A 26,798-nucleotide genomic window follows, 5' to 3' on the forward strand; every position below is an offset into this window, starting at 1 on the left:
TGCCTGAGCTTAATCTCGACCTTGTAGCAGCCATTGTCCCAAAATGACATTGACCGCCGCTTCGGTACGTAAGATGCGTGGCCCGATATTAACTAGCGTACATCCTTGCTCAGCAAGCAACTCAATCTCATAATCATTCCAGCCACCTTCAGCACCGATAAATACCATACTTGGTAAAACCGATTCATGAGCTGTCTTAGGTTTTGCCAGTGGTTGCTGGACATATTGCGCAAATGACAGCGCGCTATAAGGATGAGCAACGATAGCGCGATTGGTGATTAAACTTGCAAGCTTATCTTCGACAAAGGGTTTAAAGCGTTTTTGCAGGCTAATGCGCGGCGCAATTGTGTCCACGCCTTGTTGCAACCCTTCTAACACAAACTCGTCAAGGCGAGCTAGCATTGGACTTTGCCAATAGCTTTTTTGCGTACGGTAGCTATTGATAAGAATAATATCGTTAACGCCGAGTGCGGTCATATCCATGATTAGGCGGCGTAACACCTTTGGCCGTGGCAATGCCAACACCACCGTAAGATTAAGCTTTGGTGGCGGATTGATGATCAGCTTTATATCACTTAGCTGAATACTGTCAGGCGTAATATTTTTAATGATAGCGCTACCAAGCTGACCACCAAGCTGACCAATTTTCAACCTATCGCCTACTTGGGCATTTAGCACTTTATTCACATGAGCAATTTGCGCCAAATCATTGATATACGCAGACGCGTTATCATGTTGAAAGTTGGTCGCTGGTAATAATATACAGTTCATAGCGTCACTTATATCCGCTGTTAATTCACGTCTTGGCTCAGGTCTTGCTCAAAAGATGGTTGAGCGTATTGTTCAATAACACCTTCAATCATCGATAGCTGCCGATGCAAGACTGCTTGCTGCTGCTCGGTCATTGCTGCACCCGCTCGCCCTGCCTGTTTTGCTAAGGATAGATGACTGAGCCAATACTTTAGCTGCTGATAAAGAAGATTGTCATCATCATCTGAAGAAGATTGTTTACTCTCAGAGCGATGCGGCTGTAATAGCGGCTGAGATACTTGGCCATTCGCACTAATCGCGCTATAAAACACATTATTTGGTTGATATAACGCTCCAACGCTAGCAAGCTTATCAACCACACTTTGACAAGATTGGGTATAAGCACCCATCAATACTGGCGTTGCTACGCTTGCCGGCTCAACGGGATTATGTCCGCCAATATCGACTAATGAGCCGCCTACCAATGCCACATCGGCAAGCGCATACCAGCGCATCAACTCACCCATACTATCAGCGAGATAGACTTGAGTATTTGCGCTAATGGCATCTTCAGCACTACGCCGCGCCATCGCCAATCCTGATTTTTCAATCAGCTCTGCCACTTCATCAAAACGCTCTGGATGTCTTGGCACGATAATCAGCAAACTATTAGCTAATAAAGGGTTAGATAGGATTTGCTGCTGCCATGATAATACGATCTCTTCCTCACCGCTATGGGTGCTTGCTGCCACCCAAATCGGACGATCTGCTATGCCTAAATCTAAGTCCAAGTCTGCGCCATCGTTTATTATTTCAGCTGTTTTTATATTATCGTCATTGTTATTGTCATTTTTTGGCTTTGGCGTATTGATTACCCATTTTAGCGAACCTGCCACCCGAATTTGCGCGCTATGAGCGCCCAATTGCCGAAAGCGTTTTGCCGATTCATTATCCTGCGCAATAATCAAACTCAAATTCTTCATCATACTGGCACTGACAGCGCCAATTTTTTGATAGCTTTTAAAAGAAGACGCCGACAGCCGTCCATTGACCAAAACACTTGGAATATGATGCTCGGACAGTTTGGTTAAGATATTGGCCCAAAGCTCGGTTTCTACAAACAGGGCGGCGACGGGTTGTACATGTCCTAAAAATGTCTCAATCACCGCAGGGCTATCGACAGGAACATAGCTATGGCTTAAGCGACCTTGGGCAATATCATCGGCAAAGCGGCTGGCACCGCGCGCATATCCAGTCTGCGTGGTATTGGTCAACCATATCTGATAGCCTTTTGCCAATAGCGCATCCAGCAAAGGCGCGACAGTATTGGTCTCGCCTAAAGAGACCGCATGGCACCAAATGACTTTTTTGCCATTGCTCTCTTTAAGATTGCCATTTTCGTTGGCAGTCGCATTAGGTTTAACTTTGGCATTAGGTACAGGCGGCGCAGGATAGCGCTTACCAAAACGCTGCTCGACTTCTTGCTGATAATTATCACGCTTATGCGAGCGGCGCCATACTTGCAGACGATAGAGCGGTTTTAGCAACCCAATCGTTACTTGGTAATAAACAGGCGGCTTATAAACAGCTCGGCTTTGTATCGGCTGAGTCGACTTATCAAAAGAGGGTAAGGAATTATCAGAAGATGGCATGAAGAAGCCCAGATTAGTAATGGATCGGACGATAGGAGGTGACGTTATAAAATGACAATAAAAAATGCCAATAAAAAACGCGCCAATTCTACCTGAATTTAATGCTAAACAATAGTTTTAAAGCACTTGCTATCAGAAACAAAGATTTAAAAACGAGGATTTAAGAGCTAGAATTTAAAATAAGTATTTAGACAATAATGAAGATTAATATAGCAATAACAATGATTACCGCAAACAATAGCTGATAACGTTTGAGGCTATGCTGCTCTTGTTTTTGTGTGCTGATTAACGTTTGCGCTTGCCGCCATTGGCTCATCAAACTGGCCGCTTCTGGATGACCATTTTTGGCCGCTTGCTCAAGCCAGTATTTCCCATTAGTCATATCTTGCGGCACGCCAAATCCTTGATAGTAGAGCTTACTTAATAGGCGCTGGGCACGGCTGTCGTTTTTGCTCGCGGCTTTCTGAACCCATTCTACGCCTACTTCCATACCAGCCACTTTATCCGTATTTATTCCTTCACTAAGCAGCTCATACATCGCCAAACGTAGCATCGCCGCGCTATTACCTGCATGGGCAGCGTCTTGCAATCTTGTTAGGGCTTGCTGCTTTGCTACCAAATGCTTTGCTGAAAACATAACTTGCGCGCGCGGTTTCTCTTGCTTAGCAATATGCTGCTCAAATTGATCTAAAACTTTACGGGCTTGCTCATACTCTGTCTTGCCAGCGCTTTGGGCGACGTCTATTTCATCAAGCTCTATCAGCAATTGAGTAAAAAGTTCTGGAGTTGGTGCGGGTTTTACTGTTGGTTTTACTGCAACTTCTTTTAACGCTGCTTGTGAAGATGCTACTGACGCAGTTTCTGCCGTTATAGTTTGTACAGTGGAGCTTTCTAATGAAGCGGTCGATAAATTAGGCTTTGCTGATACCGCCTCTGTTTGGACAACTTCAGGTATTGTTTGCAGCCCGTTATCAGCATTACTATTAACACGATTTGTATAAATGTCTTGTCTGTTATGCTGAGTCGTTCCTACTTCAGTCACGTTTTTATCAGCAGGTGGTGCGCTGTCTACGGGTAATATATGGGTATTATCAATGGCGTTTGGTAGTCTTGCACTCACTGCTTGATATAGCCCGCTTGCCACTTGACCACCTTGCACTGCTTGAAACGCTCTATCAATATGACCAAACAGCCGCAGTCCTATCGGCTCTAAAGCAAAAAATAGCGAGTCAGTCATATTAAACTGATTATTAACCTCACCATCATCGCGATAAACTACGGCCATATGCTGATAAAAATCATCGGTCAGTAGCGGTAAGGCCGGATAGCGCTTACGTAGCTCAAACTCACCGAACCAATGCGGCGTATTTTGCCATTGCTGTGCCAATACGCGCCCGGCATAAAATGCCAAAAATACCATAAAATTACGATAGCGCTCATCTATTAATAGCGCCGCTTCATCCCAGCTGCCCGACCTAACCATATCGCGGCGTATCTGCGACAGCAAAGTATCTACGCGCTGTAAACTTGCCAGCGACTCATCGAGTGTGCATCGATGCAATTCCGTTTCATAAGCCATGCCGCCGGCAACAAAACGGCCAGCTAAAAAATCTTGCCAATAGCCTGCTGCGATGTAATCAAGCGGTGTTAAGGGCGATGCAGACATAAGGCGAGCCTATCTTTTAAAGTTGAGCGTTTTGAAAACCAACATTTCAAATCATAATAAAAATAAGATGGTAATAAAAATAAGTAGTTTACCTTAACCTAAAATCAAAAGCGCTACAATAAAGGACTAAATAAGCGCACCACATTATCAAATAAGCGCTCTGCCCCGTGGCGCTCTTGCCATTCTTCTAAGCTTAAAAACCGACAACTCTGCAAGTAAACTTCTTGGCAATCAGCAACCTGCGCGACCATTTCTGGCGTATAAATCGCTAAGCTGACCTCCATATTTAAATAAAAACTGCGCATATCAATATTTACCGTACCAAACAGACAATAATCATCGTCAATAACCACGGTTTTAGCATGCAGCAGTCCACCTTTAAATAAAGCAATGGTTACCCCGGCTTCGAGTAGCTCTTGATAATACGCTTGCGAGGCATGCTGCACCAAAAATGAATCTACCTTTTCGGGCACAATAATCGTCACCTCAACCCCACGTTTAGCCGCCGTAGTCAACGCCCCTGACAAGGCTTCATCGGGGACAAAATACGGCGTGGTAATGCGAATGCGTTTATTGGCGCGATGAATCACCGTCACCAAGGTATTATAAATCACGTGCGCCGTCACTTGCGGCGCCGAAGGTATCAGCTGCGCTAACACATTCTCAACGACTGGCATACGCGGTATCACAATCGATGTCGACCCAATCTCGGGTAGCTCATCTGTATCGCTAATCTCGTCTAATACTTTAACGCGGCTATTGATATCATTAATAGTCGGACTCATGACATAAAGCTTACGCGTATAGTTATTCACGCGGTGATTGAGCGCATCGAGATTGTCTTTATTTTCTGCGCCAATATCGGTGACCACTACTTTTGCCATCGCTGTGGCAATATTTATCGGCTCTTGACTGACGCTGCGTATCGCCACATCAATCCATTGACCGACATTTTTATTTTGTTTAAAAAACTTTGGATCTACCAAGTTAAAGCTACCGATATAGCCTATATGTTCGTCAATGACGATAATTTTGCGATGATTACGCAAATCTGAGCGTTTAAATAGGGTTTTAAACAAACCAACCGGTAGCGACTGATGCACAAAAACCCCGGCTTCTTCTAACATGCGATGCTGTTTACTATTAAAAAAGCTAAAACTGCCCACACTATCCGCCAAAATATGGCACTCTATGCCGCGCCGCGCCGCTGCCATCAGCGCATCCATGACGTCGAGTATCTGACCTTTTGGATAAATAATATAAAACTCCATCAGGATAATGCGCTGAGCGGCATTAATATCTTCAATCAAGCGCCCAAAGATCGCACTCGGTGTGGTCAATAATTGCATTTGATGGCCGGGAAACACCCCAAAACCTGTCCAGCGCGTACCGATTTTACTGACCCCACGATAATTATCGGGTAGCAGCTCTTGACCTTCATCAAACACCATTTGCTCACGCTTAGCCATATCATTCATTAGTAGCCGCGCCTGATTCATACGCGCACGATAACGCCGCCCAATCATCGGCTCACCCAATAAGATATAAGCAATAAAGCCAACCAAAGGCAAAGTATAAAGCACGGCAACCCAAGCAATCGATACCCCGATATTGCGCTGTACCGAGACGATACGCAGGGTCATGACGATCATCAAAATCACGTGCAATATCAAACCCAATCCCGCAAAGTCTCCTACCGACCATGTCGTAAAGTAGTCTTCAATAGACAGAGCTTCTATATTAAAATTATCTATGCTCACCTCCATGACCCTATATCACTCAAATCATTCATCTATTAATTAGTTATTAGCCCGCTGTTTTATTAAGTAGACGCCCTATAAGTAGACGTATTGTTCGTTAGATGCAAAAAGCTTTATCAGTATAGTGGCTTTTAGCGAGCACGCAATAGCCAACTATGTAGCGGTTATATGGTCTATAAACACCCTAATTACGGCTTAATGTGACGGTTAATAAAATTTATTAGCCATAATTTTAAAAATACTTAAAATAATATTTGACAGCCATGTGTAAATGTATATAATACACACCCACAGCAAGGGTGATTAGCTCAGTTGGTAGAGCGTCTGCCTTACACGCAGAATGTCGGCGGTTCGAATCCGTCATCACCCACCACTCATTTAGCGAGTGGGTCTTTTAGAAGACGACATGCTAAAGACGACCTAAGCAGCGGTAGTTCAGTTGGTTAGAATACCGGCCTGTCACGCCGGGGGTCGCGGGTTCGAGTCCCGTCCGCTGCGCCATATTTAAAACTTGGTTTTTAATTGCATTATTAAGTACAAAGTTTCAACCTCAAGTATTCATTTACTTGAGGTTTTTTTGTGTTTGTTGATTTGTATTAGCTATTAATTGCTACTTAGCCTATATCATTTTATCTAAAAACTTCTCTTTAAAATCCCGTACGGAACAGCGTACCAACCACGACGAACGCCACTGAAAATAACGTCACCAGAATAATATTGATGGCAAACCCATTCAAATTATTAGCGGATAAGCGTGGTATGACCCAAAAGCGCGCATGCATCGCGACTAGTGCCGTCAGTAATAACAAACTCAGCTTTATACCAATCAAGACACTGATGTCATTATCAAAGGCAAACCACATCTCTATGTTAGGTAATATCTTATATACCATCCATAATCCAGTGATGATTTGAATGGCTAATGCCGGCATACCAATTTTTTCAAACTGCCCCTCAAATTGTAACAATGCGTCTAAATTACGTGAAGATAGCACTTTTGGCAACACCACTAATGCTAGTATTAAATGACCACCTGTCCAAATTGCAGCCCCGAGTAAATGCAAAATTAAAAGATAGTTGAACATAGAGTATTACTCCAAATAATTAATCAATCATCACTTCTCGAAGCATTAAGGTATTTAATTATGAAACGCGCCAATCAATTGCAGCCGCTGTCACGCCAACACCATCTTGGGCTTAATCTGTCTCGCCATGCCAAAGAAAGCTTGGATGAACCCAAAGAAATTGCCAAACATTGGGACAATCTCACCTCTTATATTAACGATATGGCTTATCACTTCCAAATTGAAGACAATTTAATTGCTAATGCGCTAGAGCCGTACCGCGCTACTGAATCCGATGTGGCGTCAGTACTCAATACCCTTGATGGACAGCATAAGCAATTACATCAACTGATAAATATGGTCGAACAATCGCAAAAATCTGGCAATAAAGAGGTCAGCGTGGCACAAGTTCATGAGCTTGGCACCCTATTATACGACCATATTCGCTTTGAAGAGCGCGAGTTATACCCGACGGTAGAAAAATATTTGTCGGAAGCAGAATTAGATGCGGTTTATGAAGCCAGCCCTGATAGCATTAAGCGACCTGATGAGAGTCGCTAATATACTCTTAAAGGATTATCCCAATAAGCTTTCATTCAAAGTATCATTGAAACAAAAAGCCCGCAAAGAAACGAGCCATATTTCGGCTTTCGTTTCGTTAACGGGCTTTTTACTTGTTCTTAAATGGTTATTTCTAAAGATTGATTTTTAAGGCACCAATCTTTAAACATGACGTTAAGGCATCAACTTAAAGAAATGCTGACGATAATGTTTTAGTTCGCGAATAGAATCGCGAATATCATCTAAGGCTAAATGGCTGCCGCCTTTTTCAAAGTTCCTTAAAATATCTGGACGCCAGCGGAAACACAGCTCTTTAATCGACGACACATCAAGGTTGCGATAATGGAAGAAGCGCTCAAGCTCGGGCATTTGGCGGGCTAAAAAGCGGCGATCTTGGCAGATTGAGTTACCACACATCGGCGACTTGCCACTATCGACCCATTTATTCAAAAACTTAATGGTTTCCGCTTCTGCTTCTGCTAAGGTCACGGTACTACGGCGCACGCGGTCGACCAAGCCTGACTGGCCATGCTGCTTGGTATTCCAGTCATCCATTTTATTTAACACTTGATCGGATACCTTGATTGCGAAAACAGGTCCTTCGGCAAGGACGTTTAAATCCTCATCGGTCACTACGGTCGCAATCTCGATAATCTCATCATTTAAGGTATCAAGTCCGGTCATTTCTAGGTCAATCCACACCAACCCTTTTTTACCTTGGTTTTTGATTTTAATTTTATTGGGATGGTCGTCGGTACTCATAAAATATCCTATGGTCAATAAACTTTGGCACAACTTATGAGCCTTGTTAATCAATTAAACTGACTCTAAATGGTCAGGCTAAAATCATATGCTTTGCACTTGGTTGGCTATAATGCCTAATAAAACGAAAACATTACAAAACCACTATCTGCTAGCGGCGCTTTAGGCTGTATGTTAGCAAATTTTCACGCTACACTTAGCAATATTTTTCTAATAGGTCACAACCCATGGCATTAATCCGGCAACGCAAACTGACTAAACAACAGATTCGTCGCATCGACAAACAACAGCTTGATAGCCAAGACAGCATCGATGACAGTTTGATGGATGGCGTGGTCATGGCGCATTATGGTAAGCAGCTAGAAGTACAAGTGACCAGCTTGCCGGCAGTAATTCCTGTGCAGCCGGAGATTGCGCCTGATGATCCTGAGCCGTTTTGGCAGGAATTAACGTTAGGCGATATTTGGCGCTGTCATGTGCGTACCAATCTGCCCATGCTAGCAGCGGGCGACCAAGTACGCTGGACTGCAGACCCTAATACCGGCTTTGGACGTATCGAATCCGTCAAGCCCCGCACCTCGCTCGTTTCGCGTCCTGACCGTTATCATAAGCTCAAACCTGTCGCCGCCAATGTTGATATTTTGGCCATTGTATTTGCACCCTTGCCTGCCGCTGCGCCGACATTGATTGATCGCTATTTGGTCGTTTGTCATCATGCGGGCGTAAAGCCACTATTGGTACTTAATAAAGCTGATCTACTGGCGCAAGAAAACGGCGTCGATACCAGTGAATTATTGGCACAATACGCGGCGCTTGGTTACGAGAGCGTACTGACCTCGGTTGCATGCCCTGAAAACATCGCTGATAGTGACGAGCAAAAAGGGCTTGATGAGCTAAAGCGCTATATCGATAAAAAACTGGTTATTTTTGCTGGTCAGTCAGGCGTCGGTAAAAGCAGCTTAATTAATGCCTTATTACCTGAATCAGCACAAAGCGTCAATATTATCTCTGAAAACTCAAAGCTCGGTCAACATACCACCACCACCAGTCGCTTATTACCATTTAATCCAGATGACTTAACCCAAGGCGGCATTGTCGACACCCCTGGTATTCGTGAGTACGGTATTTGGCATTTAACGCCTGATGATATTATCTCAGGCTTTATCGAGCTTGCGCCACTGGCAGGTGATTGCCAGTTCCGCGATTGTCGCCATACCCATAACAGTAAAGGCTGCGCCTTGTGGCAAGCGGTTGCGGACGGCGAAGTGTTGCAGCGCCGGGTCGAAAACCTTGTCACGCTAACAGAAGAGGCGGATACTAAGCCTTATTAGCAGATATGTCTAAAGGTTACTGATAAAGGAACGACGAGATAAAGTAACGACGAAGCCATCGCCCGTTTACTATAGATGACCTTATCGGTATAATAGCGCCTTGTTCACCATCGTTGGGCTGTTATCTCAGTTTGACCGAACACTTATATTTTTGGAGGTATGGTTTGGATCGTGCGCTGGAATTTGTGGGCAACCACCCGTTTTTATTTGGTATATTAGCCGTGCTTGCCGTGCTGTTTTTTGCTATTGAAAACAAACGTAGTGGCAGAAAAATATCGCCCAACACCTTGGGTATGATGGTCAACTCGCAAAATGCGCAGCTGATCGATATTCGCGCCAAAAAGAAATTTGAAACTGGTTATATCCAAGGCAGCCGCAACATACCTTTTACTGAACTCAAAGACCGCATTGAGGAAATTCGTGCGATTGAGCAGCCAGTCATCATCGTCTGTGATATGGGTATCCAAGCAGGTGCTGCTGTCCAAATGATTGGCAAAGACAATGTCTATCGCCTAGAGGGCGGTATCGGCGGCTGGCAAGGCGCTGGTATGCCATTGGTTGGGTTAAAAGATACTAAGTCTAAAAACAAAGGCAAAGCCAAGCCAAGTTTGCATAAGTAAGACAATATTAATAGCTGGTCTTATTGACCAGCAGTACCAATTAAAAAGACACCTCTTTATCAGGTGTCTTTTTTTATACGCTAACTATGCTACCGTCAGCACTTTTTAACCAACACTGCTTGAATTTGCCATAGCCATCCCCATTTTATACGGAGCAGCAGCAAATATAGGGGTTATTTACGTATTGATAACGGATTATATTAATGACTACCCTATAATTTTTTTATCTTACTATTTATCCTATTACTTATAACAAAATTGCTCCCCCATAAATTTATAAATAAGGAATGACCATGACTGTTTCTGTGCAAGTTTATACCACTCCAATGTGCCCATACTGCTCAAACGCTAAGCAATTATTACAATCTAAAGGCGTTGATTACGAAGAAATCGGCATGCATGACATCAGCCGCGAAGAGCGCCAAGCTTTGATGCAAAAGACCAATAACTATCGCACTGTGCCGCAAATTTTCATCGGTGATACCTTTGTCGGTGGTTTTGACGAGCTTAACCAAATGAACCAACAAGGCAAGCTTGACGAGCTATTAGCCGGTTAATTTGCTATTGTCCTTTTCTGTCTATTTTTATTGTGTAAAAATAGACAGCGTTAAGAATAAAGCGTTGTGATAAAAAACATTTAAAAAAACTGCGTAAAAGACCTTGAGATAAATCTCAAACCTTAGTCTGCATTTATATTACAATGATATGTTGTTACAATGACAATCTGCCCCATTATTTGATTAACTTTTAGAGGAATGACCATGGCTGAAGAACAAGCACAACCACAATTGGCACTAGAACGCATTTATGTAAAAGACATGTCACTTGAAGTCCCAGGCGCCGCTGTATTTACTAAAGAATGGAACCCTGAGCTTGATATCAATCTATCAAGCAACGCTGAAAAGCTTGATGACGATCATTATCAAGTAGTATTGACGGTCAGTGTCAACGCCAAAAACGCTGAAGAAGCGGCATTTATCGCCGAAGTGCATCAAGCGGGCATTTTCTTATTAAAAGACATTCCAGAAGACCAAATCGGTCAAATCTTGGGTGCTTATTGCCCGAATGTATTGTTCCCATATGCACGCGAAGTGATTAGCGACATCGTTACGCGTGGTAGCTTCCCGCAGTTATTGCTTGCACCAGTCAACTTTGACCAAGCATACGCGCAAAGCCAGCAGCAAGCGCAAGTTGATGCCCAAGGTAACGCGTAAGTTTTAATCTGCTAAAGTATGAGCTAAGCTGCATTTAAACAATAGTATCTAAAAGCCGTTTACTGAATTTAAGTAAGCGGCTTTTTTATGGACGTTTTTTAGTATTTGCTTTTACGCACTAAAAAACCCTGCTGCTATTAATAACAAGCGGCAGGGTTTTGAATATAACGGTTAATCAACACGTCTATCGGCGACGTTTAAAAAACTTTAGCCTTTTAGTGCCGATAATATTTGCTGCTTAACATCATCAATGCCTTGGGTGCCATCGAATTTGTCATATTTAGGAGCATCGCCGCCCTCAGCTGCTTTTTCTTGATAGTAACCAACCAAAGCAGAGGTCTGCTGTTGATAGGTCGCTAAACGATCACGAATGGTCGCTTCTTTATCGTCCTCGCGTTGAATCAACGGCTCGCCCGTCACATCATCGATACCTTCGACCTTAGGTGGATTGTGGTCGATATGATAAACACGACCAGAACCAGCATGCTGACGACGGCCTGATAGGCGCTTAACGATTTCATCATCAGGCACGCTGATTTCAATCACATGGTCAATCGCTACGTTGGCATCAGCAAGCGCTTGGGCTTGTGGAATGGTACGCGGAAAACCATCTAAAATACAGCCGTTGACACAATCAGGCTTGGCGATGCGTTCTTGCACGAGGTTAATGATAAGATCATCAGAAACCAAACCACCAGCGTTCATCACATCTTTTGCTTGTTTGCCAAGTTCAGTACCTTCTTTGATGGCGGCACGTAGCATATCACCTGTTGAGATTTGCGGGATATCATACTCTTTAGAGATGAACTGGGCTTGGGTACCTTTACCGGCGCCTGGTGGACCTAGCAAAATAATACGCATCATTATACGACTCTCCTTAATAGATAGGATTTTGGGACTAATAAAACTTAGGGATTGGTGGGTTGCAGAGCTTACCTTACCTTGTGGCTTTCAAAAGCTCAAGTATTTTTAGTCTTGATGCGGCAAGTTACGATGACTTATCTGTTCATCAGATAAGATTGTGCGGGTTGTGCGCCGCCAAAAGTATGACGGCGCACATTTACTAAGTATTCAATTTTTACAATATATCTATCAAGGAACTTGTTGATTAATCGCCACATTGACCTGATTTTGGTCAGCGCTAATGACAACAGGATTACCGGTTAAATCACCGGATTCAGCATCGGCGGTGCCGCTATGGCTAATACGCGCAATGACAGCAAGCTGGACTTTATCGCCTCGAGCAGACGCAAGCGTACGTTCAGGCATCATGGCGTCTAAATCACTTAGGCTAATAGTCGCCTCTCCCTGTTTAATGACGCTAATCGGTAAACGCTTGGCAGCGAACGGTGGCCCACCTTTGACATCACGAATAGCGACAAATAACACATCGTCTGCTTTTACTAATGGTAGCAAACTTGCATTAATAGAGACCGTAACCTCAACGCCCTCAGATGCCTGCTGCTGCTGAGCGCTGACATTGGCGCTCAATTCATCAAGGCTTGCCAGCGCTTGGCTATGGTCGCCCGGTTTGGCGGCAATACTGGCGCGCAAACGCTTAATCCATCCTTGTGCTTGCTCAAAATTATTGCCACGCGCCTCACCCATTGCCATCAGCATTTGGGCGCCTTCATGCTGTGGATTTTTTGCCAGTACGTCTTGTAAGACGCGGCGGCTATTGGCATCGAGCTGGCCTTTATTGGCAAAAAAGCTGATTTGCGCATAAGTGGTGGCGATCTCTTCATTGCCTGGCGACAAACGATAAGCACGCGATAAGGCTTCAAGCGCTGAGTCGGTTGCTTCTAATGATAAAAACAGCTCAGACAGACGCATCCAGCGATCAGGATCATCAGCATGACGATAGACGTTGGTCTGCATGGCACTGATAAGCTGCGTACCGTCTTCAATCGCCCAAGCAGGCGGCTGATCGATTTTACCAGTCAATAAGTCATCTGCCACTTGTCCGACTTTATCTTCAGCCACCCATAAGTCAAATACTGACGTACGGTCACTGATTAAAAAATAAGCCAATCCTGCCAATACCGGCACCCATATCATGATAATCAAACGACTTTTGTAACTTGGCGCTACCATGGGCGTGACTGTGCGCTGCGCGTCCAGTAATTGGCGCTCAAGCTCGAGCTTTTGATTGCGGTAATGGACGTCATCGATGGTGCCGCTGTCTTTATCGGTTTGCAGCTCTGTTAGACGCTCACGGAATACGGCAACGTTGATGTCTAGCAGTTGGTTGTCAACGGGCTTGTCGCGCAAGCGTGAGGCGCGTAGCCATGGCATGATAGCGATAACGGCCAGTAGCAGCGCAATAAATAAGCTTAGGGCAATAAATAAGCCAAAAGTAGAAGATAGGGTCATTTTTTGTCCTCTGTACTGGTGATAACAGCTTCGCTTTTAGCATTGCTATTGCTATTGCTATTGCTACGCGACAATAAACGATCAAGCTCCGCTTTTTCTGCCGCCGATAACGCTGCGGCGCTGTCTATATTAATCGCACTTTCACCGCGCGCCACGCGCTGGCTACGTTTACTTTGCCAAAACCAGCCAATGATTAGCACAATCAATAATAATGGCGGAAAAAACCACAGTATCCAAGTCGATGGGCGCACAGGCGGCTTGTAAGTAATAAAGTCGCCATAACGCTCTTGCATATAAGCGCGTATCTCAGCATCACTACGACCCTCTTTGATCATGTCGTACGTTTTTTGCTTTAAATCTTGTGCGATGGGCGCATCAGAACCTGCCAAATTTTGGTTTTGGCATTTGGGGCAACGCAGCTCCTCGATAAGTCCGCGATACTGCGCTTCTTGCTGCGGCGAATCGAAGTCATAAACGTCAATGGCAGCATGCGCACTGAAACTGAGGATAAAACTAAGCAAGCACGCAAGCATTAAGCCGGCTAACTTTATTATAAAATTTGCTGGTTTTATGCTTTGTGCTGACAGGCTTTTTGATGACGTGCTTTTTGATGACATCACTGTTAAAGGTATGGCGTTCATTTACACACCTCCTGAACCTGACTAGGATCGGGACTGACATTTTTCTTATCCGCTTCATTGAGCACCATCAGACAGGGCATGATGCGGCTTTGCCAGTTGCTTTCATTAATCTCACCAACAATATGCTGACGAATAATACCTTGCCCATCAACCACAAAGGTTTCAGGCGCGCCAGTTAAGCCTAAATCTAAAGCAAATTGCCCAGATAAATCCTGAATAGACATGGAGAATGGATCGCCGCCACGATTTAAATATCCTAGCGCATCACCGATGTCATCTTTGTAATTAACGCCAACCAAATTGACCCCGCGTTCCTCTAATTGCATTAAAAAAGGATGCTCAATGATACAAGTTGGACACCACGAGCCCCAAATATTCATCAAAAATGGTTGTTCGGGCAAATTGTCATTGGTCATCATACGGCTAGTATCGGACAATAATGGCAACTCAAATGACGGTACCGGCCGCTCAAGCGCAGTATTGGTGACGATATCCGTCGGCTGACCCAAACGCAGGTACAGCATAATAATAAAACCAACAAACACAATCAGCGGAATCAAAAACCATATCTTTATTTGGCTTTTTTTCATGGTCTTGGTCGTTTTGTGGTTTGCATCACCTTTATTGTCAGGCGCTTTTTGGGAAGAATTATTTGACTGACTCATGTTACTTCTCCCCTACGTGAGCTTCGGTAATAAATCCTGCTTTGTTGGCTGCCGTTTGCGTTGATGCCTTAGCCTTTTTAAAACGATAACGGCTATCGAGCATACTTAGCAGACCGCCTAAGGCCATGATAATCGCCCCAAGCCATATCCAGCGCACCAGCGGCTTGACATAAATACGTACCGCCCACTTATTACTGTCTTCTGCGATAGGCTCGCCCAGCGCTACATAGACATCACGCATGAGACTGGCATCAATTGCCGCCTCGGTCATTGGCATACCACTAATAATATAAGTACGTTTTTCCGGATACAAAGTTGTCACCGCGCGACCTTCTTTGGTCACCTCAACCTGTGCTTGCATACCATCAAAATTGCTGCCCCTGACTTCATGAAAATCTTTGACCTCAAAGTCGTAGCCTTGTACGTGCACAGTTTCATTTTCACCCAATGCCACATCGCGCTCGACACTCAAGGTGCTGGTAAACGCCACCCCGATGACGGCGACGATTACGCCAATATGAGCAGTTTGCTGCCCCCAGTAGCTCAAACGTAGCTGACGTAGTCCTTTAAAGAAACTTGGGGCGTTTTTGGTTTTGTCTTTAAAATCGACTGCCATCCAAAGTAAAACCCAAAAGCTAACCGCCAGCGTCACGCCAATATTTAACATATCAGACGGGCTAACAAAGTAGGCAATAATCGCTGCTAATAATAAACTGCTGACCGCAATGACCATACCGGCGCCTAAGAGCGGACGGCTGTCTTTTTTCCAGCGAATATTAGAACCCATGCCCATCGCTACTAATAACAGCCAAGCCAAAGGTACAAATAGCGCATTAAAGTACGGAGGACCAACAGAGACCTGACCTAAATTAAAGGAGTCAGCGATGATAGGATATAGCGTACCAAGCAGTACGACTAAGGTTGAGATTAAAATAATCACGTTATTAATGACTAAAAATGATTCACGCGATATCAGCTGATACTGACTTTCAACCGTCAGACGCCAACCGCGTACGGCAAACATCAACAGCCCGCCACCGACGATAATACCCAGAATGACTAAAATAACCAGACCGCGCGTTGGGTCGGCAGCGAACGAATGCACCGAAGTAATGACGCCTGAGCGCACAAGGAAGGTGCCCAAAAGACTCAAGGCAAAAGCAAAAATGGCCAGCATAATGGTCCACGCTTTAAAGACCCCGCGCTTTTCGGTCACGGCTAATGAATGCAGTAAAGCTAAGCCAGCTAACCAAGGCATCAATGAGGCGTTCTCTACTGGATCCCAAAACCACCAACCGCCCCAGCCAAGCTCATAATAAGCCCACCAAGAACCAAGTGCGATACCAACGGTCAAAAAGCCCCATGCAGCCAGTGCCCATGGACGCGACCAGCGGGTCCAGACAGCGTCCAAACGTCCTTCCCATAATGCTGCCATACAAAATGCAAATGGCACAGCCATACCCACATAGCCCATATACAGCATCGGCGGGTGGATAACCAAACCAAAATCCTGTAGCAGAGGGTTTAAATCGGCGCCATCGACGGGTAAATTTGGTAAAGTGCGATCAAACGGTGATGAGGTAAAGATTAACATCGCCAGCATCATCACTTGCACGCCAGCCAATATTACCAGTACGCGGGCGCGCATGGTCAATGGTAAGCCACGGCTAAAGTAGGAGACCAGCGCACACCAAGTGGCCATAATGGTCATCCATAGTAGCAGCGAACCTTCATGTCCGCCCCACGTCGCCGACAATTTATAATACCAAGGTAACAAGGTATTAGAGTGCTGGGTGACATAAACCAAGCTAAAATCATTAAAATAAAAGCCTGCCATCAATGACCCAAACGAGACAATCATGGCCGCAAACTGCGCCCACGCTAAACTCGGAGCAAGGCGCTGCCAGGCAACGTGGTCGTTCATGACACCCATGGTTGGTAATACCACCTGCAAAATCGCCAATACAAAGGCGGCCAGCAAGGCAAAATAACCCAATTCTGTGATTAACATACGGTCTAACCTTGTTTACCTTAATACGGTCATTGTTTATTTTAGAAAGCAGTATTTTTAATGCGTCTGAGAATAGTCAATAGTCGTTACTTTTAGACATTACGCCGTCATTGTCATGCTTTTTTCTGCATCTGTAGCTATCAGCCATTGTAGCTTAGAAGACTTACAGCATGGTACATTAGCGTCAACTTGTCACGTTTCTGTATCCACTCTGTAGGCGATATGTGTAAAGAACATAAAAACCCTTTCTCACTGCATGGCAGGGAAAAACACCAAGACCAGATGCAACCAACCTGCCAAGAAACCTGTCAAACCGCCGAGTATAATCAGCGTCATCTCATCTTCGCGAAAAGCGGGACGCAATAGGTTTTGAAACTCATCAGGGGATAGCGCGCGAATACGATCGCGAAATAGCCCAAATATTTTACTGGCACGGCTTTCATTAAGTTCAGGGTCTCGCAGTGGCACCATAGTCGCGACGATGGATTTGTCGATAATGGTATTTTTCAATTGCCCAAACTCGCGGCGACCCAGTCCAACCCGCAATGTGGTACTAATGACCGGCGATTCTAACACTTTATACAAATGCGATTTCATCAACTCACGCGTTTCGGCGGCGCGGTCACCATACATCATCTCATTCATGATGTTTTCTAAAGTGACCAAATCTTTGACCACAATCTCAGCAAAAACCTCAGACACTTCCTCTTGGCGCTTCATAAAACCGCCTTGGAAACGGTACTGCGCGATATGCGGCAGTTGCGGCTTAATAAATGGGAAACGGCTTTGTAGCACAAAAAACTTCACATACGGAATAAAACGTGGCTCAACTGGGTTAAACACCATCCAAATCGCAATCCAGTTGGTCAAAAATCCCCAAATAGCGGCAAAAAACGGTACCGTCCAATGCTGCGGTACCACCAAAAATATAAACATTTGGATAATACCGAATACAAGGCCAATCAAAGCACTGATATGCCAGATAAAATCAATCTCTTTTTGCCCAACTTTTAAAAACATATTGACCATCAAACGCCGGTCACTTTCCATTTTATTGACAATCATTTTGCGCATATCGACCAAATCTTCGACGTGATAGGTCAAATCGGTCACCAAGGATTGCATGATATTTGGCAACTCTTGATGCGCTTGGGCATAGACGCGGCGCTTTAACGCATAAGGCAGATTGCCCCACAGCGCTGGCGAATGGTCAAGCATAATCTCATCAATCAAACTCTCAAGGTTTTCATCGACCGTATCGGTGATAAATACCGCCATCTGTTCTGGCTCCATCGCCTGAAAAAACTCATCGAGCGAACCCAGCTTTGAGAGCGTCTGATCAACAATCACGCCCGATATCTTGCCTGCCTTACGTGGCACAATCCCTTGCCAACCCAATCCCGGCAAACCAAAGAATGGAAAGTTTGGAATCCGAATACCCCAAAATTTAATCGGATAAAATAGCATCTTGAGTGCCATCCACACGTGTATCCAAGTGACAAATGCAGTCACTGGTGGAATGGTCAACATAGCAAAAAACTCGGGGTGTTCCGCTATCGTCTGCCACAATGAATTTGCATCCATGACTCTAATTATCCTTGAGGTGATGATGGTCGTTGTTAAGCAAATATCCTTAGTCGATTAAGAACGCTCAATAAAAACGCTCTATCCTCAATAACCACTAAATTAAATAACGCTATAGATGCGATAAGTGGCTAAAATAAATCGCCTGATTTTAGCATACTTGCTATTTATTAGCACATATCAAGCCTTGGCAAGTTGTGACTAGCGATGACACGTTTTGCGCCCTACTCACCACCCTAAACCTTTACTATCATTTAATGATGTTAAAAATGGCTAAAGAACACTGTCGATCATGGCAATAACGATCCTCACAAAATAGACGACTGCCTACTGCGCGCAAGTGTTTGTTCTGTTATAATTTGCGGTTGCTTAATGCTACTGGCTAGCTGAAGACGGTAAGTAAATTATTTGACCTTTTTATTGATAAATCATCGCGCTATGTTATTGAAATACTTTGTCTTATCCTTTATGCTCACCCCGCTTTAGATAAACAAAAAAATGACTGTATCTTTCTTGGCTTTATTTATCTGTGCTTAATCAACCATCACTTTATCAACGACCGTTTTACTGATCGTCTGGGTACTGACTTTATATGAACAAACCGCTCGCGTCCGATACTGAACAGGTCAATCGTATTTTTACCAGCCGCATTATTATCCTTGGGCTGTTTATGTTTGTGGGCTTGTTGGGTTTGATCGCGCGGTACGGTTATCTGCAAGTGTATGCTCATGATAAGTACACTACCCAAGCCGATAACAATCGCATCAAGCTCATCTCTGCGCCGCCCAGTCGCGGTTATATTTACGACCGTAACGGTGTGATTCTCGCTGACAATCAGCCCGTATTTACCGCTATGCTCAGCCCTGACGAAGTCGAAGATCCAGAGCGCACGCTAAATCTGCTCGCGCCCATTTTTGATCTTACCGAAAAAGACATTACCGATATTTTGGCACGGGTTAGCAAAACCAAAAACGACCCGGTGACCATCAAAATTGATTTGACCGAAGCGCAATTGGCGCAGTTTAGTGAGCGTCAGCCTTTTTTTCGTGGTATCAGTATTCAGAGTAAACTCACGCGCTCGTACCCTTACGATGAGCTATTTGCCCACGTGATTGGCTATGTCGGACGTATTAACGATAAAGAATCCAAGCAAATTAATAAGGATCGCTACGCGGGCACCGATCTTATCGGTAAGATTGGTATTGAAGATTTTTATGAAGATATCTTGCTCGGACAGCCCGGTTATCAGTCGGTAGAAACCGATGCCCATGGCAATATTCTACGTCAACTTGATACCAAAGCGCCCATTGCGGGCAATGACATCACGCTTAGTCTAGATTATGGCTTACAAACCATTGCGCAGCAGCAGCTTGATGGTCGCCGCGGCGCGATCGTCGCTATCGACCCAAAAAACGGCGATGTTTTGGCTTTTGTTAGTAACCCAAGCTACGATCCCAATCCTTTTATTTCGGGCATCTCTTTTAAGGACTACGGCGCTCTGCGTGATGACCTTGATCAGCCTCTTTATAACCGCGCGCTACAAGGGACGTATCCGCCCGGCTCGACCATTAAACCTTTTGAGGGTTTGGGCGGTATTCATTACGGCCTACGAGATTGGGAAACGACCATTTATGACCCGGGTTATTTCAGTCTACCCGGCGATTCGCACCGTTTTCGCGATTGGAAACGCGGTGGCCACGGTACGGTAGATTTAAAGAAATCCATCATGATGTCGGTCGATACCTATTATTATAAGTTGGCGTATGAGATGGGCATTCAGCGCCTTCATGACTGGATGGTGCGCTTTGGTTTTGGTGAGCAGACCGGTATTGACTTACCCAATGAAAAACCAGGCGTTATGCCGTCACCAAAATGGAAAAGAGACACCTATGATAAAGGCTGGTTACCGGGTGAAACCATCTCTGTCAGTATCGGCCAAGGGTATTTTTTAGCGACGCCATTACAGATTGCCAATGCCACCGCCATGACCGCCAATAAAGGCTATCACATCACCCCGCATTTATTAAAAAGCAGCGATGGCGCGGCGGCCGTTAACGTGATTAGCAAGCCTGATGGCAAAATTGACTACAATGGCAAACCTTCTGACTGGACGCGTATGCACGATGCGATGGAACAAACGATCAAGGCGGGTACAGGGCGTGGCATTTATACCCCGCGCTATCGCATCGCTGGTAAAACCGGTACCGCACAGGTCAAATCAATTGCCCAAGGTAAAAGCTATAATAAAGCGGCCCTCGATAAACGTCACTGGGATCACGCTTGGTTTAATGGTTTTGCGCCTGTAGAAGAGCCAGAAATCGCCCTGTCGGTACTGGTCGAAAATGGTGGCGGCGGTAGTGCTGTCGCCGCGCCTATTGGTCGTGCCTTATTTGATTATTGGATGCTACAGCGTAAAACCGACCCTATTTTGCCGCCAACCGCCGATGAGTTAAGAGCTATCAAGCGCCAAAAGGCCTTTGAAAAAGCCATGCGTGACGCCCTACGTGATAAAGAACAAGCACTCGCTGAGCAAAAAGAAGCGCAAAGCGCGGCAGCCACAACCGGCGCTGCCACTGCTGAGTAATGACAAAGCTAAACAATAAAAAGTTCAGCAATAAAATACTTCAGAATAAATGAACAAAAGGCAATACCTAAAAAACATTATGAAAAAATCTTCAAAACATCGTGAGCAAAAAAACAACCATCATGCGAAACAGGCCGCAGCAGGCGACGTACGTATCATTGGCGGGCAGTTTAAACGCCGCATTGTGAGTTTTATCGATGCCGAAGGTTTGCGCCCGACACCAGATCGCCTGCGTGAGACCTTGTTTAATTGGTTGATTGCCGATATTCATGACGCTCAAGTACTTGATAGCTGCGCTGGTAGCGGCGTTTTAGGCTTTGAAGCGTTATCACGTGGCGCCGCGCACGCTACCTTTATCGAAGTAAGTTCGGCGCAAGTCACTATGCTGCGCAAAAGTGCGGAGAACTTACGCTTAGACGCCCGTAACTATCAGATTATTCAAGGCACCGCCGAGCAAGTACTGACGCAAAACCAAACGATAAAGCAGCATTTTGATATCGTCTTTATCGACCCGCCGTATGCGCAAGATTTATGGCAGCCGATTTTGACAGCACTTATTAAACAGTCTTTAATCAACACAAAAACGCTGATTTATTTAGAGGCGGATAAAGATTTAACCCTGCAACTGGATCAATTGGTAGCAAGTATCAACGAAAGCGCTGAGCCGCAAATAGAGATAACGCAAGGCTTGATACGTTTTGAGTGCCTAAAACAAACCAAAGTTGGGCAAGTTGTCGCTGGACTTTATCAGCTTTCAGCATCATAATTGTCGGGTTAATAAAAGCCATTAACAAATTTCATCAATGTTTAAAACCGCTAAAAAACTGGCCAACGCTGCAGTTTAATGTATATAAGGCGAAAATAAACCCCAATGCAGCTTGCAAGCGTAGGCGCTACTGCTTATAATGTGCAGTCTGTTTTTTGAGAGCCCCGTTCCCAGCTAAACTCTCAACGAATTCTAATTTTAAGGTTTTATCATGAAAACACTTAGTGCAAAACCAGCTGAAGTGACCCATGACTGGTATGTCGTAGATGCTGACGGCAAAACCCTTGGTCGCTTAGCTACTGAAATCGCTAGTCGCTTACGTGGCAAGCACAAGACTTGTTATACGCCGCACGTAGATACTGGTGATTTTATCGTTGTTATCAACGCAGAAAAAATCGCGGTAACGGGCAAAAAAGCGCAAGACAAAAAGTACTATCGTCACAGTGGTTACCCAGGTGGTATTAAAGAAACCAACTTCACCAAGCTGATTGCACATAAGCCTGAAGATGTTCTACATAAAGCGGTTAAGGGTATGCTTCCAAAAGGTCCTCTTGGCTACGCGATGATCAAAAAGCTGAAACTATATGCGGGTACAGAACATCCACATGAAGCTCAGCAACCTAAAGAACTAGACATCTAAGGATATACTTATGGAACGCAATTACGGAACTGGTCGTCGCAAAACTTCTACCGCTCGTGTCTTTTTAGCGAAAGGTACTGGTACTATCGTTGTTAACGGCAAACCACTTGATGAGTACTTCAGCCGCGAAACATCGCGCATGGTTGTTCGTCAGCCTTTAGAACTCCTTGAATCACCTACTGCTTATGACCTATACATCACTGTAAAAGGTGGCGGTATCAGTGGTCAAGCGGGCGCAATCCGTCACGGCATCACGCGTGCATTGATTGAGCTTGACGAAGCCAACAAACCTGCTCTAAAAGCAGCTGGCTTTGTTACTCGTGACTCACGTCAAGTTGAACGTAAGAAATTGGGTCTACGTAAAGCACGTAAACGTCCACAATTCTCAAAACGTTAATCAAAGCTATCTCTTTGGCTTTTACTGCTGGCGTCTTTTTCTCAGAGTCGCTGCAGCCGTATTAAGCAAAAGAGTAGATTTGCAAAACCTTATAAGCTGGTCACAGTTTATAAGGTTTTTTTATGGCTGTTTTTTAGCGCTGCTGTTTTAATTCTATAGTGAGTGAAAAGTAATATCGATACATCATGCCCTGCTGATATCAATTTTTCTTGCTTGCTGTGCCTGCGCAGACAGAGGCTAAAAAAAATTGATATCAGCAGTACCGTAGTGTTTTTAGGATATTTTGACTATATTGTTTAAATGCCTAATAGTTTAAAAGTCCTTAGCTCTCGTTGTCGTTAGTTTATTAAAACTTGCTTGCAAACTTGGACGCGCTCCCCCATCATAATAATAACTTTTATTACACTGTGCTCATTATGAAAGCCCCCGAACAATACGATCCTAGTAACCCATCAAAAATGGGTATGCCGCCGCCTACAGGTAAGCATGATAAACAAAACGACATGGTTAAGTCGCCCGCCATTCCTGCTGGCATGCCTACAATTACGCAAACGCATAAGCAAACAGCGCAAGCAGAAAAAAAACCCTTTCAGTGGCAGTTTTTATTGCCGCAATATTGGGGCATCTGGCTGTTATTGGCAATTATCATGCCGATGATATATCTGCCGCTGCGTTGGCAGTTTTGGTTGGGTCGTAAACTGGGTATTTCAATCTATAAACTGGCCGGCTCGCGCAGACGTGATACCTTAATTAATTTAAGATTGGCTTTTCCAGAAAAGACCGAAGCTGAGCGCGAGTTGATGGCAAAGCAAGTGTTTGTCAATCAAGGTATCGGTGTGTTTGAAACCTTGTGCGCTTGGTATCGTCCCAATATTTTTACCCGTACGGTGTCTATCTCGGGCTTACAGCACCTAGTGAATGCCCAAAACCAAGGTCGTCCAGTGATTTTACTTGGGGCGCATTATACAATGCTCGATCTTGGCGGCATGCTCTGTACGCAGTTTTTTGCCACCGATTGTATGTACCGCCCGCAAAACAATCCGCTTCTTGATTGGTTCATTTATAACGGACGTACTAAGATTTTTGGCAAGCAGATTGCCAGCCGTGACATGCGTAGCCTTGTTAATTCTATTAAAGCTAAGCACGTGATTTGGTACTCACCTGACCAAGATTATGGTTTAAAACAAGGTGTCATGGCGCCGTTCTTTGGTGTGCCCGCTGCTACTATTACCGCATCTCGGCGGATGGCAAAATTGGGTGACAAGCAAAACCCACCCGCACTCATGGCGCTGCATACTTATCGGCAAACACCTGATAACCTGCCCAAAGGCAAACGTCCGCATTATCATCTGACCATCACACCAGAGCTAGACAATTATCCAAGCGATGATGAGGTTGCTGACGCGACCCGCGTTAATGAGGTGCTAGAAGGCTTGATTCGTATCGATCCTACCCAATGGATGTGGTTCCATCGTCGCTTTAAAAACGGCCCTAACGGTCGTACCGATATTTATAAGTAGGTTTTGATTCCCCAAAAAATAGCTGCGAAATTTGCTATACTTTGCAGCTGGTATTTTATCAGCCCTATTACTTACCTCGATAACTTATTAATAACTCACTCATATCAATAACTCATCTGCATAAATAACGATGTGAGAAATAAAATAACGGATTTTTCATGAGTACTCAAACTGACGCAGCTGTAGACAGTTCTAAACAAGAAAGTAAACGTATCCTAACCGGCATCAAACCGACGGGCATTCCTCATTTAGGTAATTACGTTGGTGCTATTCGCCCAGCCATTCAATCTATTCAAGATAGTAATGATGAGGCGTTTTTCTTTTTGGCCGATTATCATGGCATTATCGGCTGTTATGACCCTGCTGTCATTCATGAATCGACCAAAATCATTGCCGCGACTTGGATTGCTTGCGGTCTTGACCCTGAACGTGTGACCTTTTATCGTCAGTCAGATGTGCCAGAGATTCCAGAATTGGCTTGGATTTTAAATTGCTCATGCGCCAAAGGGCTGATGAACCGCGCGCACGCTTATAAGGCGGCAGTCGATATCAATACCGAAAAAGCCGACGTTGATCCAGATCAAGGTATTAATATGGGTCTATTTGGCTATCCAGTGCTGATGGCGGCTGATATCTTGATGTTCAATGCGACTCATGTACCCGTCGGTCGTGACCAAGTACAGCATATCGAGATGGCACGTGATATCGCTGGTACATTTAACCATCGTTATAAACCTCTCTTTACGTTACCGTCAGCGGTTGTTGATGAAGATATCCCACTATTAACAGGGCTTGATGGCCGTAAAATGAGTAAGAGCTATGGCAATACCATTCCTTTATTTGGTGAGCCTAATCCGCAAGTCAGCCCTGAAAAGCAGATGTATAAAGCCATCATGAAAATTGTGACTAACTCGCAGTTGCCTGCTGAGCCAAAAGACCCTGATGATTCTGCCCTCTTTGAGATTTATAAAGCTTTTGCGACGCCTGCAGAGATTATTGATATGCGTGATCAATATGCAGCTGGCATTGGCTGGGGTGATGCCAAGCAAGCATTGTTTGATAAAATCAATAGCGAGATTGCCCCATTCCGTGCTCGTTACGAAGCGCTAATGGCCAATCCAAAAGAGCTAGAAGAAATCTTACAAATGGGCGCAGAAAAAGCCCGTCGCCATAGCCGTAAACAGCTCGATAAAACTCGCCGTGCTATTGGCATTCGCCCCCTCGCTAAGCTTAAGTAAGTCTTTGATTGCTTTTACTCACAGTAATCAGGGCGGATGCTAAAGGTGCAGACAGTATTGAAAAATAAAACAGCGGCTTTACCAAAGGCCGCATTTTCCGTAAGCGTGGATGAAAACGCTAAGTTTATGGATAACAATAGCAAACATCGTATTTCAATCAATAATGATATGGCGCTGCGTATTTATCAGACGCCGGTGCAGCATCTACCAGAAGATCTCTATGTACCACCGCAAGCCTTTGCCATTTGGCTTGAGCAATTTGCTGGACCCTTAGATTTTTTATTATATCTGGTCAAAAAGAACAATGTCGATCTCACCCAAATGCCGATATTGCCGATTACTGAGCAGTATTTGGCTTATATCGGTGAGCTGGATACCGAACATTTTGAATTGGCCGGTGACTATCTGCTGATGGCGTCGACCTTGATTGCCATTAAAACCGAGCTGCTGCTACCAAAGCCTGAAACGCCAAGCGATGAGCGCGACCCAAAAGCTGAGCTGATTGAACGCCTTGAAGAGTATGCGCAAATCAAAGTGGCCAGTCAGCGTTTGGACAATCTCGTGCGTCTTGAGCGCGATGTATTTTTAGCGCTGGTCAGTATGCCAAGTCAAGACGTTATGAATGCCGAATTACCCAATTATTCGCCAAACCTTTTGATTGATAGCTTATTTAAAATGCAGCTACAGCCCGACTATCAAATGCATACCATTAAAGTTGATGCCGTACCCCTTTCTGATCGTATCGCCAGTATTAGCAGACAACTAAGCACGTATGGTGCGCGCTCGTTTTATGAGCTACTGGATAAATCCCAAGGTAAAGTAGGCGTCGTAGTCAGTTTTGTCGCGGTACTTGAGCTAATGAAACGGCAGTTGGTTGGTGTCGTGAATAATAACCCAGAAAGCCAATCAGCTGCCCATAATGAAACCGCAGCAGACCGCCATATAGGACAATTAACGTTACAGTGGCTAGCTTAATGGTTTTAACAGAGAATACGTGCA

24 protein-coding genes and 2 tRNA genes are annotated in these 26,798 nt (G+C 44.7%); 14 read left to right on the forward strand and 12 right to left on the reverse strand.

The window, feature by feature from the left end; genetic code table 11:
- Positions 1 to 9 precede the first annotated feature (9 nt).
- The 4 genes from RAH45_RS09345 to RAH45_RS09360 all read right to left on the reverse strand — a co-directional run bounded on the left by RAH45_RS09345 (position 10) and on the right by RAH45_RS09360 (position 5,834).
- Positions 10 to 771 (reverse strand): 16S rRNA (uracil(1498)-N(3))-methyltransferase, encoded by a 762-nt coding sequence (locus tag RAH45_RS09345; RefSeq protein ID WP_305936145.1) that lies wholly within the window; start codon positions 769 to 771, stop codon positions 10 to 12.
- A gap of 20 nt (positions 772 to 791) precedes the next feature.
- Positions 792 to 2,402 (reverse strand): 3-deoxy-D-manno-octulosonic acid transferase, encoded by a 1,611-nt coding sequence (locus RAH45_RS09350; protein WP_198328740.1) that lies wholly within the window; start codon positions 2,400 to 2,402, stop codon positions 792 to 794.
- 187 nt (positions 2,403 to 2,589) lie between these two features.
- Entirely contained in the window at positions 2,590 to 4,068 is a 1,479-nt protein-coding gene (locus RAH45_RS09355; protein ID WP_198328739.1) for a tetratricopeptide repeat protein, read from the reverse strand.
- Between the two features lie 113 nt (positions 4,069 to 4,181).
- Positions 4,182 to 5,834 carry a cardiolipin synthase gene (locus RAH45_RS09360; protein WP_369811337.1) on the reverse strand — a complete coding sequence of 551 codons (1,653 nt, stop codon included), beginning with the start codon at positions 5,832 to 5,834 and terminating at the stop codon, positions 4,182 to 4,184.
- Positions 5,835 to 6,125: 291 nt separating this feature from the next.
- Between RAH45_RS09360 and RAH45_RS09365 the strand changes: the two genes are divergently transcribed.
- A tRNA-Val gene (locus tag RAH45_RS09365) sits at positions 6,126 to 6,201 on the forward strand.
- 51 nt (positions 6,202 to 6,252) lie between these two features.
- A tRNA-Asp gene (locus RAH45_RS09370) sits at positions 6,253 to 6,329 on the forward strand.
- A gap of 146 nt (positions 6,330 to 6,475) precedes the next feature.
- On the opposite strand, the gene RAH45_RS09375 is transcribed toward RAH45_RS09370, so the two are convergent.
- Positions 6,476 to 6,913: a CopD family protein gene (locus RAH45_RS09375; protein ID WP_068407421.1), complete on the reverse strand. Its 438-nt coding sequence runs from the start codon at positions 6,911 to 6,913 to the stop codon at positions 6,476 to 6,478.
- Positions 6,914 to 6,973: 60 nt separating this feature from the next.
- Between RAH45_RS09375 and RAH45_RS09380 the strand changes: the two genes are divergently transcribed.
- The gene (locus tag RAH45_RS09380) at positions 6,974 to 7,453 is read left to right on the forward strand and encodes a hemerythrin domain-containing protein (protein ID WP_068407424.1); all 480 of its coding nucleotides are present in this window, start codon (positions 6,974 to 6,976) and stop codon (positions 7,451 to 7,453) included.
- 174 nt (positions 7,454 to 7,627) lie between these two features.
- On the opposite strand, the gene orn is transcribed toward RAH45_RS09380, so the two are convergent.
- Positions 7,628 to 8,215: an oligoribonuclease gene (gene orn / locus RAH45_RS09385; RefSeq protein ID WP_068407427.1), complete on the reverse strand. Its 588-nt coding sequence runs from the start codon at positions 8,213 to 8,215 to the stop codon at positions 7,628 to 7,630.
- A 227-nt stretch (positions 8,216 to 8,442) separates the two neighbouring features.
- On the opposite strand from orn, the gene rsgA reads away from it, so the two are divergent.
- The 4 genes from rsgA to secB all read left to right on the forward strand — a co-directional run bounded on the left by rsgA (position 8,443) and on the right by secB (position 11,380).
- The gene (gene rsgA, locus RAH45_RS09390; protein ID WP_068407430.1) at positions 8,443 to 9,546 is read left to right on the forward strand and encodes a ribosome small subunit-dependent GTPase A; all 1,104 of its coding nucleotides are present in this window, start codon (positions 8,443 to 8,445) and stop codon (positions 9,544 to 9,546) included.
- Between the two features lie 164 nt (positions 9,547 to 9,710).
- The gene (locus RAH45_RS09395; protein WP_068407433.1) at positions 9,711 to 10,166 is read left to right on the forward strand and encodes a rhodanese-like domain-containing protein; all 456 of its coding nucleotides are present in this window, start codon (positions 9,711 to 9,713) and stop codon (positions 10,164 to 10,166) included.
- Between the two features lie 293 nt (positions 10,167 to 10,459).
- The gene (gene grxC / locus RAH45_RS09400) at positions 10,460 to 10,723 is read left to right on the forward strand and encodes a glutaredoxin 3 (RefSeq protein WP_068407436.1); all 264 of its coding nucleotides are present in this window, start codon (positions 10,460 to 10,462) and stop codon (positions 10,721 to 10,723) included.
- A 204-nt stretch (positions 10,724 to 10,927) separates the two neighbouring features.
- Positions 10,928 to 11,380 carry a protein-export chaperone SecB gene (gene secB / locus RAH45_RS09405; RefSeq protein WP_068407439.1) on the forward strand — a complete coding sequence of 151 codons (453 nt, stop codon included), beginning with the start codon at positions 10,928 to 10,930 and terminating at the stop codon, positions 11,378 to 11,380.
- A gap of 207 nt (positions 11,381 to 11,587) precedes the next feature.
- Here the strand turns inward: secB and adk are convergent, their stop codons facing one another.
- The 6 genes from adk to RAH45_RS09435 form a co-directional block, all read right to left on the reverse strand.
- Entirely contained in the window at positions 11,588 to 12,244 is a 657-nt protein-coding gene (gene adk / locus RAH45_RS09410; RefSeq protein ID WP_068407441.1) for an adenylate kinase, read from the reverse strand.
- 228 nt (positions 12,245 to 12,472) lie between these two features.
- Complete coding sequence (ccmI, locus tag RAH45_RS09415; protein WP_068407443.1) at positions 12,473 to 13,753, reverse strand: c-type cytochrome biogenesis protein CcmI; 1,281 nt, start codon at positions 13,751 to 13,753, stop codon at positions 12,473 to 12,475.
- Positions 13,750 to 14,286 (reverse strand): cytochrome c-type biogenesis protein, encoded by a 537-nt coding sequence (locus tag RAH45_RS09420; protein ID WP_227697963.1) that lies wholly within the window; start codon positions 14,284 to 14,286, stop codon positions 13,750 to 13,752. The genes ccmI and RAH45_RS09420 overlap by 4 nt, the downstream gene beginning before the upstream one ends.
- Positions 14,287 to 14,390: 104 nt before the next feature.
- Positions 14,391 to 15,059, reverse strand: coding sequence for a DsbE family thiol:disulfide interchange protein (locus tag RAH45_RS09425; RefSeq protein ID WP_102077371.1), 669 nt, complete (start codon positions 15,057 to 15,059; stop codon positions 14,391 to 14,393).
- A 1-nt stretch (position 15,060) separates the two neighbouring features.
- A complete protein-coding gene (locus tag RAH45_RS09430) occupies positions 15,061 to 17,070 on the reverse strand; it encodes a heme lyase CcmF/NrfE family subunit (RefSeq protein WP_102077370.1) in 2,010 nt (669 codons plus the stop codon).
- 249 nt (positions 17,071 to 17,319) lie between these two features.
- Positions 17,320 to 18,654 carry a DUF445 domain-containing protein gene (locus RAH45_RS09435; protein ID WP_068407450.1) on the reverse strand — a complete coding sequence of 445 codons (1,335 nt, stop codon included), beginning with the start codon at positions 18,652 to 18,654 and terminating at the stop codon, positions 17,320 to 17,322.
- 592 nt (positions 18,655 to 19,246) lie between these two features.
- Here RAH45_RS09435 and mrdA point away from each other — a divergent pair.
- The 7 genes from mrdA (at position 19,247) to RAH45_RS09470 (ending at position 26,774) form a co-directional block, all read left to right on the forward strand.
- Positions 19,247 to 21,238, forward strand: a complete 1,992-nt coding sequence (gene mrdA, locus RAH45_RS09440; RefSeq protein ID WP_198328737.1) for a penicillin-binding protein 2 — start codon at positions 19,247 to 19,249, stop codon at positions 21,236 to 21,238.
- Positions 21,239 to 21,317: 79 nt separating this feature from the next.
- Complete coding sequence (rsmD, locus tag RAH45_RS09445) at positions 21,318 to 22,004, forward strand: 16S rRNA (guanine(966)-N(2))-methyltransferase RsmD (RefSeq protein WP_198328736.1); 687 nt, start codon at positions 21,318 to 21,320, stop codon at positions 22,002 to 22,004.
- A gap of 211 nt (positions 22,005 to 22,215) precedes the next feature.
- Positions 22,216 to 22,644 (forward strand): 50S ribosomal protein L13, encoded by a 429-nt coding sequence (rplM, locus tag RAH45_RS09450; RefSeq protein ID WP_068407459.1) that lies wholly within the window; start codon positions 22,216 to 22,218, stop codon positions 22,642 to 22,644.
- Positions 22,645 to 22,654: 10 nt separating this feature from the next.
- Positions 22,655 to 23,041 (forward strand): 30S ribosomal protein S9, encoded by a 387-nt coding sequence (gene rpsI / locus RAH45_RS09455; RefSeq protein WP_191689735.1) that lies wholly within the window; start codon positions 22,655 to 22,657, stop codon positions 23,039 to 23,041.
- A gap of 416 nt (positions 23,042 to 23,457) precedes the next feature.
- Positions 23,458 to 24,561, forward strand: coding sequence for an LpxL/LpxP family acyltransferase (locus RAH45_RS09460; protein ID WP_191689737.1), 1,104 nt, complete (start codon positions 23,458 to 23,460; stop codon positions 24,559 to 24,561).
- Between the two features lie 158 nt (positions 24,562 to 24,719).
- Positions 24,720 to 25,799 carry a tryptophan--tRNA ligase gene (gene trpS, locus RAH45_RS09465; RefSeq protein WP_191689739.1) on the forward strand — a complete coding sequence of 360 codons (1,080 nt, stop codon included), beginning with the start codon at positions 24,720 to 24,722 and terminating at the stop codon, positions 25,797 to 25,799.
- A gap of 126 nt (positions 25,800 to 25,925) precedes the next feature.
- The gene (locus RAH45_RS09470; RefSeq protein ID WP_306495940.1) at positions 25,926 to 26,774 is read left to right on the forward strand and encodes a segregation and condensation protein A; all 849 of its coding nucleotides are present in this window, start codon (positions 25,926 to 25,928) and stop codon (positions 26,772 to 26,774) included.
- The last annotated feature ends 24 nt before the right edge of the window (positions 26,775 to 26,798 follow it).

This window comes from Psychrobacter sp. van23A, from assembly GCF_030845275.1.
GTDB classification, from domain to species: Bacteria; Pseudomonadota; Gammaproteobacteria; order Pseudomonadales; family Moraxellaceae; genus Psychrobacter; species Psychrobacter faecalis.

Excerpts from the sequence above, each read along its gene's own strand:
- rsgA (WP_068407430.1), top strand. The coding sequence starts at position 8,443 with ATGGCATTAATCCGGCAACGCAAACTGACTAAACAACAGATTCGTCGC.
- RAH45_RS09425 (WP_102077371.1), bottom strand. The coding sequence starts at position 15,059 with ATGAGTCAGTCAAATAATTCTTCCCAAAAAGCGCCTGACAATAAAGGT.
- RAH45_RS09420 (WP_227697963.1), bottom strand. The coding sequence starts at position 14,286 with ATGCTTGCGTGCTTGCTTAGTTTTATCCTCAGTTTCAGTGCGCATGCT.
- mrdA (WP_198328737.1), top strand. The coding sequence starts at position 19,247 with ATGAACAAACCGCTCGCGTCCGATACTGAACAGGTCAATCGTATTTTT.
- ccmI (WP_068407443.1), bottom strand. The coding sequence starts at position 13,753 with ATGACCCTATCTTCTACTTTTGGCTTATTTATTGCCCTAAGCTTATTT.
- RAH45_RS09350 (WP_198328740.1), bottom strand. The coding sequence starts at position 2,402 with ATGCCATCTTCTGATAATTCCTTACCCTCTTTTGATAAGTCGACTCAG.
- rpsI (WP_191689735.1), top strand. The coding sequence starts at position 22,655 with ATGGAACGCAATTACGGAACTGGTCGTCGCAAAACTTCTACCGCTCGT.
- rsmD (WP_198328736.1), top strand. The coding sequence starts at position 21,318 with ATGAAAAAATCTTCAAAACATCGTGAGCAAAAAAACAACCATCATGCG.
- orn (WP_068407427.1), bottom strand. The coding sequence starts at position 8,215 with ATGAGTACCGACGACCATCCCAATAAAATTAAAATCAAAAACCAAGGT.
- RAH45_RS09430 (WP_102077370.1), bottom strand. The coding sequence starts at position 17,070 with ATGTTAATCACAGAATTGGGTTATTTTGCCTTGCTGGCCGCCTTTGTA.
- RAH45_RS09345 (WP_305936145.1), bottom strand. The coding sequence starts at position 771 with ATGAACTGTATATTATTACCAGCGACCAACTTTCAACATGATAACGCG.
- RAH45_RS09460 (WP_191689737.1), top strand. The coding sequence starts at position 23,458 with ATGAAAGCCCCCGAACAATACGATCCTAGTAACCCATCAAAAATGGGT.
- secB (WP_068407439.1), top strand. The coding sequence starts at position 10,928 with ATGGCTGAAGAACAAGCACAACCACAATTGGCACTAGAACGCATTTAT.
- adk (WP_068407441.1), bottom strand. The coding sequence starts at position 12,244 with ATGATGCGTATTATTTTGCTAGGTCCACCAGGCGCCGGTAAAGGTACC.
- rplM (WP_068407459.1), top strand. The coding sequence starts at position 22,216 with ATGAAAACACTTAGTGCAAAACCAGCTGAAGTGACCCATGACTGGTAT.
- RAH45_RS09375 (WP_068407421.1), bottom strand. The coding sequence starts at position 6,913 with ATGTTCAACTATCTTTTAATTTTGCATTTACTCGGGGCTGCAATTTGG.
- RAH45_RS09355 (WP_198328739.1), bottom strand. The coding sequence starts at position 4,068 with ATGTCTGCATCGCCCTTAACACCGCTTGATTACATCGCAGCAGGCTAT.
- RAH45_RS09360 (WP_369811337.1), bottom strand. The coding sequence starts at position 5,834 with ATGGAGGTGAGCATAGATAATTTTAATATAGAAGCTCTGTCTATTGAA.
- RAH45_RS09470 (WP_306495940.1), top strand. The coding sequence starts at position 25,926 with ATGGATAACAATAGCAAACATCGTATTTCAATCAATAATGATATGGCG.
- trpS (WP_191689739.1), top strand. The coding sequence starts at position 24,720 with ATGAGTACTCAAACTGACGCAGCTGTAGACAGTTCTAAACAAGAAAGT.
- RAH45_RS09380 (WP_068407424.1), top strand. The coding sequence starts at position 6,974 with ATGAAACGCGCCAATCAATTGCAGCCGCTGTCACGCCAACACCATCTT.
- RAH45_RS09435 (WP_068407450.1), bottom strand. The coding sequence starts at position 18,654 with ATGGATGCAAATTCATTGTGGCAGACGATAGCGGAACACCCCGAGTTT.
- grxC (WP_068407436.1), top strand. The coding sequence starts at position 10,460 with ATGACTGTTTCTGTGCAAGTTTATACCACTCCAATGTGCCCATACTGC.